Origin of the sequence: Cochleicola gelatinilyticus (genome assembly GCF_001637325.1) — a bacterium.
Taxonomy (GTDB): domain Bacteria; phylum Bacteroidota; class Bacteroidia; order Flavobacteriales; family Flavobacteriaceae; genus Cochleicola; species Cochleicola gelatinilyticus.
Genome location: NZ_LRXL01000026.1, coordinates 911,230 through 928,568 on the forward strand (window position 1 = coordinate 911,230; position 17,339 = coordinate 928,568).

13 protein-coding genes are annotated in these 17,339 nt (G+C 38.0%); 8 read left to right on the forward strand and 5 right to left on the reverse strand.

What is annotated here, in order from left to right; translation table 11 throughout:
* Positions 1-10 precede the first annotated feature (10 nt).
* The 4 genes from fabF (at position 11) to pyk (ending at position 4,068) form a co-directional block, all read left to right on the forward strand.
* Positions 11-1,264, forward strand: a complete 1,254-nt coding sequence (gene fabF / locus ULVI_RS06175) for a beta-ketoacyl-ACP synthase II (RefSeq protein WP_068590785.1) — start codon at positions 11-13, stop codon at positions 1,262-1,264.
* A gap of 8 nt (positions 1,265-1,272) precedes the next feature.
* Positions 1,273-2,016, forward strand: coding sequence for a ribonuclease III (gene rnc, locus ULVI_RS06180; protein ID WP_068590787.1), 744 nt, complete (start codon positions 1,273-1,275; stop codon positions 2,014-2,016).
* A gap of 130 nt (positions 2,017-2,146) precedes the next feature.
* On the forward strand, positions 2,147-2,638 hold the full coding sequence (locus tag ULVI_RS06185) for an IPExxxVDY family protein (protein ID WP_068590789.1): 492 nt from the start codon (positions 2,147-2,149) through the stop codon (positions 2,636-2,638).
* Complete coding sequence (pyk, locus tag ULVI_RS06190) at positions 2,638-4,068, forward strand: pyruvate kinase (RefSeq protein WP_068590791.1); 1,431 nt, start codon at positions 2,638-2,640, stop codon at positions 4,066-4,068. Before ULVI_RS06185 ends, pyk begins: the two co-directional genes overlap by 1 nt.
* 181 nt (positions 4,069-4,249) lie before the next feature.
* Here pyk and ULVI_RS06195 read toward each other — a convergent pair whose 3' ends face one another.
* Both ULVI_RS06195 and dinB read right to left on the reverse strand, forming a co-directional pair.
* On the reverse strand, positions 4,250-5,014 hold the full coding sequence (locus tag ULVI_RS06195; protein WP_068590792.1) for an SH3 domain-containing protein: 765 nt from the start codon (positions 5,012-5,014) through the stop codon (positions 4,250-4,252).
* A 77-nt stretch (positions 5,015-5,091) separates the two neighbouring features.
* The gene (gene dinB, locus ULVI_RS06200) at positions 5,092-6,189 is read right to left on the reverse strand and encodes a DNA polymerase IV (protein WP_068590794.1); all 1,098 of its coding nucleotides are present in this window, start codon (positions 6,187-6,189) and stop codon (positions 5,092-5,094) included.
* Positions 6,190-6,334: 145 nt separating this feature from the next.
* Between dinB and ULVI_RS06205 the strand changes: the two genes are divergently transcribed.
* From ULVI_RS06205 to ULVI_RS06220, 4 genes are read left to right on the forward strand one after another with little or no spacing between them, the layout of a single operon-like run.
* On the forward strand, positions 6,335-6,988 hold the full coding sequence (locus ULVI_RS06205) for an NAD(P)H-binding protein (protein WP_068590796.1): 654 nt from the start codon (positions 6,335-6,337) through the stop codon (positions 6,986-6,988).
* Positions 6,985-7,359, forward strand: coding sequence for a VOC family protein (locus ULVI_RS06210; protein WP_068590799.1), 375 nt, complete (start codon positions 6,985-6,987; stop codon positions 7,357-7,359). Before ULVI_RS06205 ends, ULVI_RS06210 begins: the two co-directional genes overlap by 4 nt.
* Positions 7,360-7,364: 5 nt before the next feature.
* Complete coding sequence (locus ULVI_RS06215) at positions 7,365-7,838, forward strand: CYTH domain-containing protein (RefSeq protein WP_068590800.1); 474 nt, start codon at positions 7,365-7,367, stop codon at positions 7,836-7,838.
* On the forward strand, positions 7,835-8,359 hold the full coding sequence (locus ULVI_RS06220) for a YciI family protein (RefSeq protein WP_068590802.1): 525 nt from the start codon (positions 7,835-7,837) through the stop codon (positions 8,357-8,359). Before ULVI_RS06215 ends, ULVI_RS06220 begins: the two co-directional genes overlap by 4 nt.
* A 32-nt stretch (positions 8,360-8,391) precedes the next feature.
* Here ULVI_RS06220 and pbpC read toward each other — a convergent pair whose 3' ends face one another.
* The 3 genes from pbpC to ULVI_RS06235 form a co-directional block, all read right to left on the reverse strand.
* Entirely contained in the window at positions 8,392-10,758 is a 2,367-nt protein-coding gene (pbpC, locus tag ULVI_RS06225) for a penicillin-binding protein 1C (protein WP_068590804.1), read from the reverse strand.
* A 283-nt stretch (positions 10,759-11,041) separates the two neighbouring features.
* Positions 11,042-11,347, reverse strand: a complete 306-nt coding sequence (locus ULVI_RS06230; RefSeq protein ID WP_068590806.1) for a GIY-YIG nuclease family protein — start codon at positions 11,345-11,347, stop codon at positions 11,042-11,044.
* Between the two features lie 260 nt (positions 11,348-11,607).
* Entirely contained in the window at positions 11,608-17,199 is a 5,592-nt protein-coding gene (locus tag ULVI_RS06235; RefSeq protein WP_068590809.1) for an alpha-2-macroglobulin family protein, read from the reverse strand.
* Positions 17,200-17,339 lie beyond the last annotated feature (140 nt).

Below are 17,339 nucleotides of genomic sequence, written 5' to 3' on the forward strand. Positions count from 1 at the left end.
TAAGCACTCTATGGAATTAAAGCGAGTTGTAGTTACAGGTCTTGGAGCTCTCACACCAATCGGGAACAATATCGGTGAATATTGGGATGGATTAAAAAATGGTAAGAGCGGCTGCGCACCCATAACATATTTTGATGCTGAAAAGTTCAAAACTAAATTTGCTTGTGAAATTAAGAATTTCGATCCGTTAGAGCATTTTGACAGGAAAGAAGCCCGAAAATTAGACCGGTTTGCCCAATATGCAATGGTTTCTTCAGACGAAGCAATCAAAGATGCTGGAATAAATCTTGACGAAATAGATAAATTTCGTGTAGGAGTTATTTGGGGAGCTGGAATTGGAGGTCTTGAAACCTTTCAAAATGAAGTAATAAATTTTGCAGAAGGGGACGGAACACCACGTTTCAACCCCTTCTTTATACCTAAAATGATTGCAGATATTGCTCCAGGTAATATCTCAATTAAACATGGGTTTATGGGACCGAATTATACGACGGTTTCTGCCTGTGCATCTTCCGCAAATGCAATGATCGATGCTTTAAATTACATTCGCTTAGGGCATTGTGATATGATCGTTACTGGAGGAAGTGAAGCCGCTGTTACCAAAGCAGGTATGGGTGGTTTTAATGCAATGCATGCACTATCAACTAGAAATGAGAGCCCTGAAACCGCTTCAAGACCTTTTGATGCAACTCGCGACGGATTTGTCTTAGGAGAAGGAGCAGGTGCTTTAATTTTAGAAGAATATGAACATGCTAAAAGCCGAGGCGCTAAAATTTATGCCGAAGTAGTAGGTGGAGGAATGTCGAGTGATGCCTATCACATGACAGCACCCCATCCTGATGGTATAGGAGTAGAACGCGTCATGTTAAACTGTCTTCGCGATGCTGGCATGAGCCCAAATCAAGTAGATACCATCAACACACACGGTACCTCAACGCCACTTGGGGATGTTGCTGAATTAAAAGCTATTACAAAAGTTTTTGGAGAACATGCTAAAGATATGAATATCAACTCCACTAAATCTATGACAGGTCACCTGTTAGGAGCTGCAGGAGCTATTGAAGCAATCGCATCGATATTGGCAATGCAACATGGGTTAGTACCTCCTACCATTAACCATACAACAGTCGATGAGAATATTGATGGATCGCTAAATCTTACTTTAAACAAAGCACAAAAACGTGAAATTAAGGTTGCAATGAGCAATACTTTTGGCTTTGGAGGACACAATGCCTGTGTGCTCTTTAAAAAATTTGATGCCTAAGAGAAATAATGGCTTCCATAAAAAACATATTTAATTCCCGTACTAACAAGGACGGGGATTTTTTTTTCACAATACGCAAAATACTAGGGTTCAAACCAAAAGATCTTGCTATTTACGAAAAAGCCTTTACGCATCGATCTTCAAATGAAACGAATGCAGAAGGAGAGCCTCAAAATTACGAACGATTAGAGTTTTTAGGAGACGCAATGTTAAGTGCCGTAATAGCTTCACATCTTTATAAAAAAGTGCCCGGTGGAAATGAAGGGTATCTTACTAAGATGCGTTCGAAAGTAGTAAGTAGAGAGCATTTAAACGAATTAGGACGAGATTTAAACCTAATTAAACATGTGCGCACCACTATTCCAATACAACAATTCGGTGGGAACATTCACGGTAACGTATTTGAAGCTCTGGTTGGTGCAATTTACCTAGATCGGGGCTATGCATACTGCGAAAAATTCATCTACAAACGAGTAATTAAACCTTATGTCGATATTGAACGACTTGAAGGAAAAATTATAAGCTATAAGAGTCTTTTTATAGAGTGGTGCCAGAAAAACAAAAAGCCTTTTAAATTTTCAGTATATGAAGATACAGGAAACGATGCGCTTAAACATTTTGCTGTACGATTAATACTAGAAAACAAGGTAGTTGGAAAGGCAAGAGCTACTTCCAAAAAGAAAGCAGAAGAACGCGCAGCAAAAAGGGCATACTATAAATTACAATCGGAAATCGATAAAGATTTCACGTAATCACCAATACGTCTCCTCGAAATCGATTTCGTAGAATTTAACGTAGATTTTATCTCTCAGACCGGTTTAGTCACATTACATTGCTTATTTTTAAGCTTAATTTTTTTACTTCGGAAACGAAACGAACACGATGGCGAACCATAGGCTGGTACTTGATGATGACTTTAGTGAAGAGTTTACTTTAATCGCAATTCATTGCAGTGAAGAAGCCTATAAAATGGCATATTTACTCAATCAAAATACAGGGTTGAAATTATACAGAAGAGAGGTCGATTTAGACTTTTCGAATAACGGATTAGAAGTCACCTTTCCTTTATTTGAATTTGAAGATGAGTATCAATACACCACCTATAACCTCATTGCAAACAAATGTCGTTCTATAGCAGCCCATATAAATAGTAGCGGAGGATTATTTGATGCTTCAGGTTCAGAGAGCCTAGTAACTACCTATTTAGTGCCAGAGTATAAAAATGTAGATTTTTTTCTGAAAGTGTATTCCGACTTTGAAACCATTCCACTTCGGAAAATACTTGCAGCGATCAACCAAATAAAACAAGTTATCTCGTCATATAACGTAGATACAGAAATTATAAAATCTAAGAACAATCTAATTTTCGATTAATGCCAATTCAAAAACGAACTAAAATAGTTGCCACATTAGGACCTGCAACGCAAGACCGAAATATTTTAAAGCAAATGATTCTTGAAGGTGTTGATGTCTTTCGAGTTAACTTTTCTCATGCAGATTATAAAAATGTAGAGAAAACTATTAAAATAATTCGGGAACTTGGAGAAGAATTAGATACAACCACAGCCATATTAGGAGATTTGCAGGGTCCCAAATTACGCGTAGGTATCATGAAAGAAGAAGTCGTGGTAGAGCCTGGTGATACAATCTCATTTTGTACTGGAGAGGAGTTTGAGGGAGATCGAAACAAAGTCTATATGAATTACGACAACTTCCCTAAAGATGTGAAACCTGGGGAACGAGTATTATTAGATGACGGAAAACTAATGTTTGAAGTAATCGAGACCGATGGTAAAAGTGAAGTAAAAACAAAAGTAATACAAGGAGGGCCCTTACGTTCAAGAAAAGGAGTGAACCTTCCAAATACCGCAATATCACTACCTGCATTAACCGATAAAGATAAAAAGGATGCTGTATTTGCAATTTCTCAACAAGTTGACTGGATTGCACTTTCATTCGTGAGGCATGCTCAAGATTTAAAAGACCTTCAAGCAATTATTGAAGCTCATAGTGAATATAAAATCCCCATAATTGCAAAAATTGAAAAACCAGAAGCTGTTCAGAATATTGATAAGATCGTAGCTTATTGTGATGCTTTAATGGTGGCTCGTGGAGATCTCGGGGTTGAAGTTCCTGCAGAAGAGGTTCCTTTAATTCAAAAAGAATTAGTGCTCACAGCTAAAAGAGCAAGAATTCCGGTGATTATTGCTACCCAAATGATGGAAACCATGATTACGTCACTAACACCAACTCGTGCGGAAGTTAATGATGTTGCAAATTCAGTAATGGATGGTGCCGACGCAGTGATGCTTTCTGGCGAAACTTCTGTAGGAAAATATCCTGTACAGGTAATTCAGAAAATGGCAAATATTTGTCGAAATGTAGAAAACTCTTCATTAATACGAGTTCCCCAAGAACCCCCTCATGTTCGTACCAATCGTTACATCACTAAATCGATTTGTTATCATGCAGCACATATGGCTAATGAGATTGAAGCCAGTGCAATTTGTACTTTAACTAATAGTGGGTATACGGCATTTCAGATTTCTGCATGGAGACCAGACGCACATATTTTGGTTTATACCTCTAACCGAAGAATTCTTTCTCGTCTCAACCTTCTTTGGGGAGTTAAGTCGTTCTATTACGATAAATTTGTAAGCACAGATGAAACAGTTGAAGACGTTAATCGTATTGCTTATGAAAAAGGATTTGTAAATAAAGGGGAATTTTTAATTAATCTCGCTGCGATGCCCATCGTAGACAAAGGAATGGTTAATACCCTGCGCGTTTCACAAGTAAAATAATTTTGGACGGACTGTATAAAAGACATCTATTTTGTGATTTATAATGCTAAATGGTACATTTTAGAACTTGTTACTATTGTAATACCTTTCTTGTTTCTTAGAAGATGATAGTATAAAAAAAGCTTCAATAAGTAAAAGTCCTATTGAAGCCTTGCTGTTATTTTTCATTATGATATTGTAACTAATCTGCGATCATGTGCTCCTTAATTTTCATTTTGTCCCCTTCTTTAGTGATGGTAATAGTACTTGCAAATCCTTCTCCAGCGTAAGAATAAATAATACTTTGTAAGATATCATTAGTTCGTTCTATCTGTAACTCACTTATCCATAACGTTGGAGTTTTTTTTGCATCAGAGATAACCTCTTTGTCTTTTCCCTTTGGGTTTGGAAAAGAAAATGCGGAAGGAATGCGATATAATTTTTGTGCAACATAAAAAGCCTCGTGCCATTGGTTGGTTGGTAATTCTACTATTTGAGTATTACTCGGATTACTTGCAGTACCTCCAACAGATTCTGTATAGGAAGCTTTAGGAAATAATTTATTAAGCTCTTCTACATAAACTTTAGCTTTAATATCTTTCTCTGGTGGGAAGAATTTTGAAAGATATCCATTAAAAGCATATCCACTTTTATGATTAAACTCAACTTCGTTCATACCTCCTTTTATTCCTCCAACTGTCATGGTAGAATTTTTTTCCGAAGTAATAATTTTTACTTTAGTACCGTAAGGCATAACAGCAAGTTTCTCACTATTCAAATTATTAAATTCTCGAAGGGTAAGACCGCTGGGAGCAGTAACATATAAATAATCGGGTGTATTGGGTGTTGTATCTGCAATTGCAAGAGTGCCTGGTTTGGGATCATCACCTAAATTAGAAGGTTTTTCTTTGCAAGAAAATACAAGAGAGAGCGCTGCAAGAACGAATGATAAAGCTACTTTTTTCATAATTGAAAGGTTTTGTGTTAATAAATAGATTCAAGTAACTTTAGTTCATATATGTCACGTTAAGAAATTAATGTAATTTAAAAATCAAGTTTTAATTGAACCTCTATGGGAACCGAAGGCTTGATTTTTTTCTTGGATTCGTTATTCAAATTTGATAAAGAAATTCCCAACAACCGTACCGATTCTTTCATAGGTTCTTGATATAACAAATCTTTAACAGTGTTAACGATCAACGACTTAGTGGCGGTATAGAAGGGTAACGTCTTACTTCTCGTTTGTAGTGTAAAATCACTATATTTAATTTTAAGGGTAATTGTTTTTCCTGCTACTTTGCTTTTCGCAAGTCTTCTTTCCACCTCTTCTGCAATATCCTCTAAGCGTTCCATCATAAATAATTCTGAAGAGATATTTTCACTAAATGTACGTTCGGCGGCAAGAGATTTTCGGGTACGCGATGGCTTTACAGTACTATTATGAATACCACGAACCACATGATAATAATAGGCTCCGCTTTTTCCAAAGTGTTCCGAAAGATATTCAAGAGATTTCCCTTTTAAATCTTTCCCAGTATAAATACCATGACGATACATTTTTTCTTTGGTAACTTTTCCTACTCCGTAGAATTTTTTAACATCGAGATTTTCGAGAAACTCAATAACATCTTCGGGTGGTACAGTTTTTTGACCATTGGGTTTGTTTATATCACTGGCTACTTTAGCGATAAATTTATTAATCGAAATTCCCGCAGATGCGTTTAATCCCGTTTTCTCTTTGATCTTATTTCGGATTTCCTCTGCGATGAGCGTTGCGCTTGGATTTCCTTTTTTGTTTTCAGTAACATCTAAATAAGCTTCATCGAGTGAAAGGGGTTCGACGAGATCGGTGTATTCAAAAAATATGTTTCTAATTTTTTCTGAAAATTCTCTGTAACGGTCAAAATTAGTCTTTACAAAAATTAATTCTGGACATAGCCTACGTGCCATGGCACCACTCATAGCGCTGCGAACGCCAAATTTTCGAGCTTCATAACTAGCGGCACTGACCACACCTCGTTTTGAACTGCCCCCCACCGCAATTGCTTTTCCTCGTAGCTCAGGATTGTCTAACTGTTCAACCGATGCATAAAAAGCATCCATATCAACATGAATAATTTTTCGAATAGGTACTGTTTCCATTCTTTTATTGAACTTTCAGAAATCCAAAGTTACAGCTTCAAAACGATATTGCTTCATTAAAATTTACGACTCCTGCCTATCGTTGGCACCTTCAAATTAGTAAAATCCGTATCTTTCGTAATCAAACAAAATCTGCAAAATAACCATGAAGAAAACCGCAATACTTTTAGGAGCTACCGGTTTAACCGGAAGCACGTTATTAAATAAATTATTACACGATCGCACGATTGAAAAAGTAAAAGTTTTTTCCAGAAGAACTACTGGTGTATCACACCCTAAACTTGAAGAGCACATTATTAGTCTATTCGAGTTAAAAAAGCATAATGAAGAATTTTATGGAAATGTAGTTTTCTGTTGCATTGGAACTACAAAGGCTAACACCCCCGATAAAAATAAATATCGAAAGATTGATCATGGCATTCCAGTTTCAGCTGCAAAACTTTGTAAAGAAAACAAAATTGAGACCTTTATTGTTATGTCGTCAATGGGAGCAGATGTGGAAAGTTCGGTATTTTATAATAAGGTAAAAGGGGAGATGGAGCGGGACGTTTTGTCACAAGAAATACCAAACACGTATATTCTTCAACCATCATTAATAGCAGGAAAGCGCGACGAAAAACGTTTGGGAGAACGTATAATGAAAGGAGTTATGAAAGTTATTAATCCATTGCTTCCAAAGAAATACCAGTCTATTCATCCCGACACCATTGCTTCAGCCATGAAGGCACTTATGAAAAAAGGATTTGATGAAACTGTTATCACATCAGATAAAATTAAAGAAATTGCGAACGTGAAATGAATTTAAATCAAGTAACCGTTCCTTCAATAGATGTAGAAAAATCGATCTTATTTTATAAAAAATTGGGGTTACAACTTATTGTAAAAAGTCTTCCGAAGTATGCTCGATTCGAATGTCCAAATGGCAATACAACCTTCTCAATACATCAAGTGGTTTCAGTAACAGAAAGCCAAAGTGTTTGGGTTTATTTTGAAGTTGAAAATGTGAGTGAAAAAGTTTCAGAATTACAATCTAAAGGAATTACTTTTGAAACAACCCCTGTTGAACAAAGTTGGCTATGGATTGAAGCGAAACTGAAGGATCACGACGGAAATCAAATTATGATCTATCATGCGGGGAAGAATCGAAAAAACCCACCCTGGAGAATTTAAACTACATGCAGGAAATAGAACGTAAATTTTTAGTGACTTCAACTGTTTTTAAATCGGAAGCATTTCAACAAACCCGAATTGTACAGGCGTTTTTAAATACGCATCCGGAGCGAACGGTACGGGTACGAATAAAAGGAGAGCAAGCATTTTTGACTGTAAAGGGAAAATCGAATGCTGCCGGAACTATTCGTATGGAGTGGGAAAAAGAAATCACTGTTCCCGAAGCGGAAGCGTTACTCGTTATTGCAGAACCAGGACAAATCGAAAAAATAAGACATGAAGTGAATGTAGGAACACATGTTTTTGAAGTTGATGAATTCCTTGGAGAAAATAAAGGATTGGTCGTTGCTGAAGTAGAACTTACAAAAGAAAACGAAATTTTTCTTAAACCCGATTGGCTGGGAGTGGAGGTTACAGGCGATATTAGATATTACAACTCACAACTTAGTAAAAACCCATTTAAATACTGGAAATCATGAAAAAGAACTATCTCATACTATGTATCGGCGCACTATCCCTTTTTACAAGCTGCAAAAACGAAACAAAACCGAATGAAGATTCTTCTGACAATACCTTTACTTTCGAAGAAAAACCGGTAATAGCCACAGAAAAATCGATTGCACAATTAAAGGAAGAGCTTACTGGCGACGGATTTGAAATCTTCGATTATGTCGATCCAGATTCGGGCGACACTGTTATAATGCAGCAATATTTTATGGCATTTCTGAAGACGGGCCCGAACCGATCACAATCTAAAAAAGAAGCGCAACAATTACAAGAAGAGCATTTAGCACATTTGGGTAGTATGTATGCCCAAGGATTTGCAGATATTTCGGGGCCTTTCGGTGACGAGGGAGAGATTCGCGGCATAACTATTTATAATGTTCCTACATTGAAAATTGCCGATAGTCTTGCCAATATGGATCCTATGGTAAAAGCGGGTCGACTTGTAATTGAAATGCATCCCTGGTGGGCAGCTAAAGGATTTAAGTTGCGCTAATAAAATATTTTTATACACAAAACGCCCTTATCTTACATGGAGGCACTGCTTATTTCTATTTGCAGTTTTATTTCGTTTCCTTCTTGATCGGTAGCAGTAAGGACATATGTACCTGGTTTTGGAGTTACTGCCAGTTCATGAAAGGTTTTGGTAGCTCCAATAAATTGGCTATCTAAATACCAAAAAACTGTAGCGTCTGCAGAACGATGTGCTAGTTTAAAAATTACTTCGTTAACGTGTTCATTAAAATCTTTAGCAAGTAAAATAGTTTCATTTCGCTTCGGAAAAATAAATTCCATAGTTCGTTCACCCTCCTGTAAACAATTAGACGCAAAGGAAGGGAGTGGTTTGTATTCGGGATGTAGGGGTGCATAATAATATTCCTGAATGGGAGGAAGGGTAAACCAACTTTTTTGTTTCATTTCTGAAAGTTCATAACACGAAGAGTTTACCTGAGCAGTTTCAGTTTTATTCAAAAACACTTGATGGTGGTAAATGCATGCTTTAGTCTTCAATCCTTCTTTCGGAATCCATTCTGTCGTTGGGTTGTCACAAAAAATTCCTGCTAAATTTCCACTTTTAGAACACACTTCAGTCTCTATTAGTTCATCAAAAGGAGTTGCAAACCAATCTGAAATTGGTAAAACATCAAGTACGTCGAACAATAGAGGAGCTGCTGCCTGTATTCCAGTTAAACCAGGACGTCCTTCTCCGTCGGCGTTTCCCACCCAAACCCCGATGGCATATTTAGAGGTAACTCCAACTGCCCAAGCATCTTTAAAACCATAACTTGTTCCGGTTTTCCATGCAATGGGTTGTGAGTTGTTGAAAAAACTCCAGTTTTCTGATTCCTGTGGTCGGTTTACTTCTTGAAGTGCATTTAATGTATGATATATGGCTCCTGCGTTAAATAGAGAAGGCTTCGATTGGATGGTTCCGAAATCAACTTTTTGATCTTTCACATAAATGGGGTCCATAAATTCATTTGTGCGATATTCACTAGAAGATCTATTGAAATAGGTAAGTGTCGAGCTCATTCCTGCATATGCTTTTGTGAGGTCCCACAATGAGCTTTCGGCACCTCCAAGAATTAGAGTTAGTCCATAATAATCTGCTGGATGGCTAATTCCTTTTAATTGCATTGTTTTAAGTTTATTATAAAATCTTTCTAGCCCGTGAGACTGTAACGATCGTACAGCAGGAACATTTAAAGAACGTGATAATGCAGTACTTGCTGGGACGGCCCCGTGAAATTGTTTGTCAAAATTTTCAGGACTATAACCATTTACCACCGTTGGAATGTCTGCAATTAACTCATTTGGGAGTAATTCTCCACTATGTAATAAAGAAGCATATAAAAAAGGTTTTAAGGTACTTCCTGTACTGCGAGGTTTCGAAATAATATCCACGTAATTATTATGGTCTAAAGTTGTGAGAGCATTTCCAACATATCCAAGCACCTCCCTAGTATCAACATCTAATACCAGTACTGCCAAGTTATTAATCTTATTTTGTTTCAGCACATAATGATGTTCGGCGGTAATTCTATTTAATTTTTTCTGAAGCGAATAATCGATTGTAGTTTGAATGCGTTTACCTCGATGGGTAGTTCGAATTCTTTCGGTTAAGTGTGGAGCAATCTCAGGTAACTGAAGCGGTTTCCCGGGCAGTGGTTCTTCTAAAGCCAATTCGTATGTGGTTTTATCGATAATACCCCTGTGAAAAAGCTTTAAAAGTAAACGATCTCTTTTTTGTTTCAGAAGAAGTTCATTTTTTCCTGGAAAAATTAAGGAAGGCGCATTGGGTAATACTGCAAGGGCTGCCGATTGCCCCCAGCTTAAGGAGGAAGCAGGGATTCCGAAGTACCTCCAAGAAGCAGTTTCTAATCCCACCACGTTTCCACCAAAAGGAGCATGCGACGCATAGAGCGCAATAATTTTTTCCTTAGAATAGCGTGCTTCCAGTCGAGTAGCTTGCACAATTTCTATCGCCTTTTCCCAATAGCTGCGCCGTTTATTGTTTCGTGATAATCTAATTACCTGTTGAGTGAGCGTACTTCCGCCGCGACGAGAATCTGTAGTTAGATTTTGCCAAAAGGCTTTTGAGATTGAGACTGGGTTAAATCCCAGATGTGAATAAAAATGTTCATCTTCAAAGTAAAGAATTGCCTGCTTAAAACGTTGGGGAACGTGATCCATTTCAGGAAACCGCCACTGTTCATCGTCTGCAATTCGAGCGCCGAGCATAAACCCCTCTTTACTTTCGGCAACAGTAGAAGTAGGTGCGTTAAACAACTGTGAAGGCAAGCAAAAAGACCATCCCAATAACAGGATTAAAACCATACTGTATTTCAGCTTGTGTTTAGTTACATGGGTTTGTATGTGTTTTCTTGTTTTCATTTAGTAATGCGTGGCGCTTCGACAGGCTCAGCGTGACTTTGTTCCTTTAATTTGTATTAATATTCATATTTTTTATTTCAATAGCCAACTATGAAATTCGATGTCAGTCTGAGCTTGTCGAAGACTTTTTAGTTAGCAATTTGTTTTTTTCCATGTTTGCGCTTCGACAGGCTCAGCGTGACCTAATTCCTTTAATTTGTATTATTTTCCACCTTCATATGTATTGTTTCAACAGCCAACTATGAAATTCGATGTCAGTCTGAGCTTGTCGAAGACTTTTAAATCATTTCGGCTTACCAAACTCTTTGTAATTTTTTGAAAACCGAATTAGGTCTTTAGCGTTTTCTTCGATTAAAGCTTTTTTCTTTCTATGTGTCCAGCCTTTAATTTGTTTTTCAATTTTAATAGCCTCAGAAGGATTGGTGCATGTTACAAACCACTTTAATTCAACAGGTCTTCTAGCATAGGTATAACTGCTTTTCTTTTTGCCTTGTATATGTTCCTCAACTCTTCTTTCAATATCATTAGTCATGCCCGTGTAGTATGAGTTATCAGAACATAAAAGGATGTATGTGAAATAGAGTTTCATATTAAATTTTCATAAATGCTTCGCAAGCTCAGCGTGACTTTGTTCCTATAATTTGTATTAATATTCATATTTTTTATTCCAATAGCCAACTATGAAATTCGATGTCAGTCTGAGCTCGTCGAAGACTTTTTAGTTAGCAATTTGTTTTTTTTCCATGTTTGCGCTTCGACAGGCTCAGCGTGACCTAATTCCTTTAATTTATATTATTTCAACAGCTAACTATGAAATTCGATGTCAGTCTGAGCTTGTCGAAGACTCCATTATTGCACTACTTCAACCCATATTCCCTTATTGCGTGCGTAATAATTACGGTCGTACATAGCTTCTACCTGTGTTCCTGGCAGGTAATACGTGCCCAGATAGGAAGCATTTAACTTCACCGTAAAAGTTTTAGATTTCCCTGCGCGCAGATCAAAGTAAAAATTCACACGATCGTCACGAATATCGGTATACCTCGCCCGCCCATCAGCACCGCCACCTAAATTAGTAAAGCTTGTGTTTACAATTTCCCATCCTCCCGGGAAGATCTTGGTAAGCGCAAGATTTTGCACGTGATCTTTGGAAGTATTTGCAATAGTAACACTGGCTGTGATTTCGGTTCCTTGTCTTAGTTTTGAAATATCCAGAGTTTTGCCATCGCCATCAAGATAGGTAGCATTAAGGGTGAGGTTTTTCTTCTCAGCCAGTTCGTCTCCCAAGGGTAACTTCCCTTGCTGAATCAATGTTACGTAAACGACATTCCCTTTTTTATTGGTTACTGAAACCGAATTAGCCCCCATAGAAATTGCAAGTTCCCTTTGCGCAATCGTCCGATCTGTTTGTACGACTTCAGTGTTACCATTTTTACTGAAGGTAAGTTCTAGGGCTTTTCCACCATTCGCGTTGACCATCTTCGCCATAGCTAATAAAGCGTATGAAGTTTCTTGAGTACTATACCATTGTTGCGAGGAAAGTTCCTTCGCTACAGAAATAGCTAATTCTCTTTGTTGAGCACTTTCAAGAATAACCATTGTTTCCAAAGCCATTGCCTTGTTTCTGAATGGAGATCCATACGTATAATAATCGTACCGTTTTGGCTCGAAGGCAATGTTCGCAGTTTGCGTAATGTTGGAAGCTACGTTCTTTTTACCTGCCAGCGCATATGCAGCCGCCAAACGCCATTTTGCGTCATTACTCATGGTATTCGACTCGCGTAATCGATTCATAGCAGCCAGCTCGGGTTGCCCTGCTAGTGCCAGAGTGTACAAACGATAGGCCTGTGTTAAACTCGAATTGTAGCTTGTACTGGTATTGCGCCATTGTCGCGCAGTGTTTTTCTGAAACCGCAACCAGTTACTTAAAAAAGAAACAGGGAGTACATACCCTTTTTGTTTTGCCTCCAGCATAAAATGACCCACATAATTTGTACTCCATTCATCTGCCTCCCGTTCTCCTGGCCAGTAACTAAGTCCGCCCGACGGATTTTGAAAACTTCCTAATTTACGTATGGCAGCTTCCACATTTTTCTGAATGTTCTTTTTCTTATCCAACGTAATATCGAACACATCGGCGAGAAATAACTGTGGAAAAGCAGCTGAGGTAGTTTGTTCCACACAACCATGCGGATACCGAATAAGATATTCCATTCGCTTTCCAAAATCCATTGGTGGGACCGTCGAGAATTCAAGCATTGCCCCATTGCTTCCGCTTACACCAAAAGTTTCAAAATTAATTACTTGCTCTCCGTTTTCTGAAAGAGTAAATTGAGTTGTTTTTTGAGAGATAGGATTCGGATTTTCCACATCGATCTCTATTTTATAACTTGCTTTTTCTCCATTTCCTGAAGCCGTTACCGAAATTGTCTGGATTTCATCGGTAGGTAAAACTTCAAACTGAAAATTAACAATTTGTTCTCCGGGTTCTTTAAAGGAAATAGTTTTTGAAGTTCCGTGTATCGGCTTCAGTGCATCCCCTGTTTTTACTGAAACTGTGGCATTTTTCACCTTGTCTTCCATAGCAAATACAGTAACAGGCAATGTAATTATCTCACCCGGAGAAAGTTTCCGCGGAAGCGAAGCCAATACCATTAAAGGTTTTCGAACAGGCGTGGTCTCATCGGCTTTTCCGTAGGCACTTTCTGTATGGTCTCCGGCAACTACCATGGTGCGCACCGACCCAACATAATTTGGCATTTCTATTTGGTGTGAAGCAGTGACTCCTGCTTTTAGTTCGAAAGGACCTAAATATTTTACAATTGGCTTAAAACGATCTGCTTTTCGGTTTTTAGCTCCAGCAGCGGCATCTCCACCACCAATCGCATAAATATTATCAACACTTCCTGAATAGGCGCCAATGACATCATCGTAAATGTCGAATGTTTTTACTCCCAATGCCTCGCGGGTATAGAATGATTCGTGAATATCTGGCGTACTAAAACGTGTAAGATCGAGCAATCCTTCATCGACCATTGCAAGCGTATAGGTCATTTTTTTATTGTTTGCTTCGGAAACCTTTACAGTAAATTTTTCTTCCGGCTTTAACACAGCGGGCATTGTAATCTCGGGATTTAAAATAGTAGAAGGTTCTTCAATTAATAGGGGAATTACACCATATAACCGTACCGGAAGATCGTTCTTTGTTCGCTCGTGCGGCTGAAGCAAAGAGATATTCACATATACATTAGGCGCCATCACTTTACTTAATTTAATCGCTGCCTTTGTTTCTCCTTTCTGTGTTTCGATCCAACGGGTGGAAAGTACTTCCGTGCCGTTTTCGATACTTACCAAGGCTCTTCCAGCACTTCCGGAGGGGAAAGTAATAATTGCTTCTTCACCCACCTGATAGGTTTCTTTATCTGCAGAAAAAACCAGCATTTTTGAACTTTCAGCATTGCCATCGGTGGGCGCTTTCCACCAATTGCGATAGAAATATGTAATACGCCCAGTTGCGTGTCCAGATTTTTTATCGATCACTCGAATTAGATAGCGCCCACCCTCATCTTCAGGGATGTTTAGATTAAAATTGGCTGCCCCCTTATCATTAGTGGTAAGGGTAAAATCTTTTACTGGTGTATGAACTGTCGCATTTTCGTACCGAGATAAATTGTCATTTCCACGATTCCACCACCAGCGCCATTCAATTTTAAACACCTTAATTTCTACTAATCGATTGCCAGAAGCATTTCCTTGTGCATCCACTGTTATAATATCAAACTCGGTATTTTCATCGGTATAATAAGAACCGTAGCGATGTGGGTCGGGAGATCGAAGCCCAACAAAATGAGTGTATGGAGCAACATCTTTCGAGAAAACATCTATCGAAAAATCACCACCACCTTCAAATACCTTAGTTAAAAAGGTTGCTTTTAACATGCCAGGGGCATTTTTGTTGAGTTCAAATTTCTTTGAAAAAGCTAGGGTCCCTTCCGAAGAAAGTGCCTCCTCTAATACGGGAAGCTCGATTTCATTAAATGTTCTAATAGGGTCGTTAAACTGATACTGCAAATATTTTTTAAAAGCTGTGGTTGTTTTACGAAGTGTTGCATCCATTGTAATTTTGAGATTTCGTGCAGGAGCGCCATGCAACCAATTAGCTTGAGCCGTTCCTGTAATTAATTTGCTGGCATCTAGAACCTCATCATCAAAATCGAGCTTGATTTTTAGTCGGTTGGGCTTTATTGTTGCAACTTTAAGCGACTTTGTAAACTGTACGCCACCCACCGTAATTGTTGCATTCCAAGTTCCTGTTGGAGCTGTAGCTGTAGTTGGAATTGGAAAATAGTAAAATCCATTGGTTGCAGATGAGGTCATTCCGGATGTTGCTTTAGAAGTAGGAGTTTCTTCGTGCAAAATGGTGCGTAGTACTAATTTTCCGCGAGCATCGGTTACTTCTAATTTTACAGGGTGGTTTTTAGGCAACGGATTGGCGATATCATTTAAAGCAAAAGTTAAATGAATAGTGTCTCCGGGACGATGCACCCCACGTTCGGTATAGATAAATCCTTTAAGTCCTTTTTGAAGCTGTTTTCCCGAAACATCGAATTTACTTAGGGAAAGCGCATTTCCATCCCCTAGTTTTACGTAGGCATAATTATTCCCTTTTTTAGCAACTGCAAAAGCAACATTCTTCTTACTGTCGTACAGTGTCATACCATCTGCATCGGTTGTTGCCGTTTCTATGAGCTGCTGCTGATAATTGTACAACTTTATTTTTACGCCACTTTCGGGCTTTGTTGTTAAAAGGTTGTTTGCAATAAAATGATAGGAACGGTTGTTACTTTCTTTTACAATTAAACCTAGATCACTTCCTAAAATATTGCTGCTTACCACCCGATCATCATTGTAGTAAGCAGGGTGACATGGATTATCACGCTCTTGCCAATTATACACATTGTTACGCCATTGATAGATCTCATTGTCCCAGTACTTTTGTTCCCGTTCTTCTTCGTCTCCTTCTACGGTTTCGTAATAAGATTCATCGTACCTGTCTTGGGCATCAAAATTTTCGGAGGTGGAACTGCCACAATCATATATCGTATAATCTTGCTTAAAACTAAATTCCACCCTATAGATCGCTCCTGGATCTGCTTTAAATAATTCTGAAAGATTAAGGGCATGCGCTTTCCAGATACCTGAGTCGCCCAGATTGTTCTTGTCAAGTGACAGTGTTTTTTTAGCAATACGACGGCCCACTTGTTTTACGCCGTACACATTATTGTTGTTAAGATTATATGACTGAAGGTATTGTAATATGTTGTTTTCGTAAATTTTTATAATTCGTACATCTATTGCCGAAAGATTTACAGTTTCAAAATAAAAAGGTGTTGAAGTAGCGTTGGGAAGAATCACTCCATTCGAAACAAGCCGAACAGCAGGTTTTAATTCTTCAAAAGAAATAAGTTCAGAAAATTCATCCTTTAGACTGAAGTTGTCGGTGTTTTTAATTCCGTTGAAAATAGTGATGCGTTTCTCTCCAATAATGCGGCCTGGGGGATAAATAGAAAGAACATTTCCATTGATTTCGAAACGAAGGTTATCTGAATTTTCAATCGTTACCAAACCGTCAAAATTCTGATTTTCTTTCAACGGATCAGAAAAATTTATAGTGATAGAAGTTTGTGGAGACAAGGTGCTTTTTACACCCACAACGGTAAAATTATTTTGTCCTGGAATGCTGTAGTTATTTTTCCCTTTTGTTTCCGAAGCAATCGGTTTTCCGTTCCATTTTATTTGGATTTCTGAATCAGTAACGGTACGTGAAATGCTGTCTATGGTAAAGTTAAAGTACGTCGCTTCGTTGGTTTCCGAAGGCCATTTTACAGCTAATTGTTTTCCTTTTTGCGTTACCGAAAGTAATTGTTTGGCTTTTTGTAATGAGATAACATCTGAAGCCTCTAGCGAACCCTCAACATATTGCCATTTTTTAGAATAGGACTGTAGATTTGCAAGATCAATCTTAAAATCGGGTTTTATGGTTTTAAAACTGAATGTGTATTCTTTAAAATCACTTTCAATGTCCCGATAAAGTTTATTCAATTTAACGGTGACCGTATATTCTGTGTCCGGATGTAGGTATTCATCGGGCTGAAAAAGTAAAGTACGTCCGTTTTCAATAAGTAATTTTCCTTCAGTTTTCGGAGAAATCTTGAGCAAGTCGGTATCCAGCTCTTGCGTAATTTCATATTGGTCTAACGGCTGGTTTAAATCAATACGAATTGGTTCAGCGATCGATCTGTTTCCGTAGGTATTTGAAGAAATATACTCTTTGAATTTAAAAAGATTATCGGTTGCTGCGTGATCTGCATTCTTGTTTTTACAAGCGATAATAAGGAGAGAGCATGCGGCGATAAATAGAAAGCGCTGAAGGGTTTTCATACGAGATGGTTTTGCGTTATTAAAAGTATAAAGAATACAAGGCACGAACAAACCGAAGCATCGTCTATTTAAAGAAGATTTTCTGTGGTTTGCATTTCAACACTCGCCGAAGCACTGAAACTAATAGGAAGGATATTTTT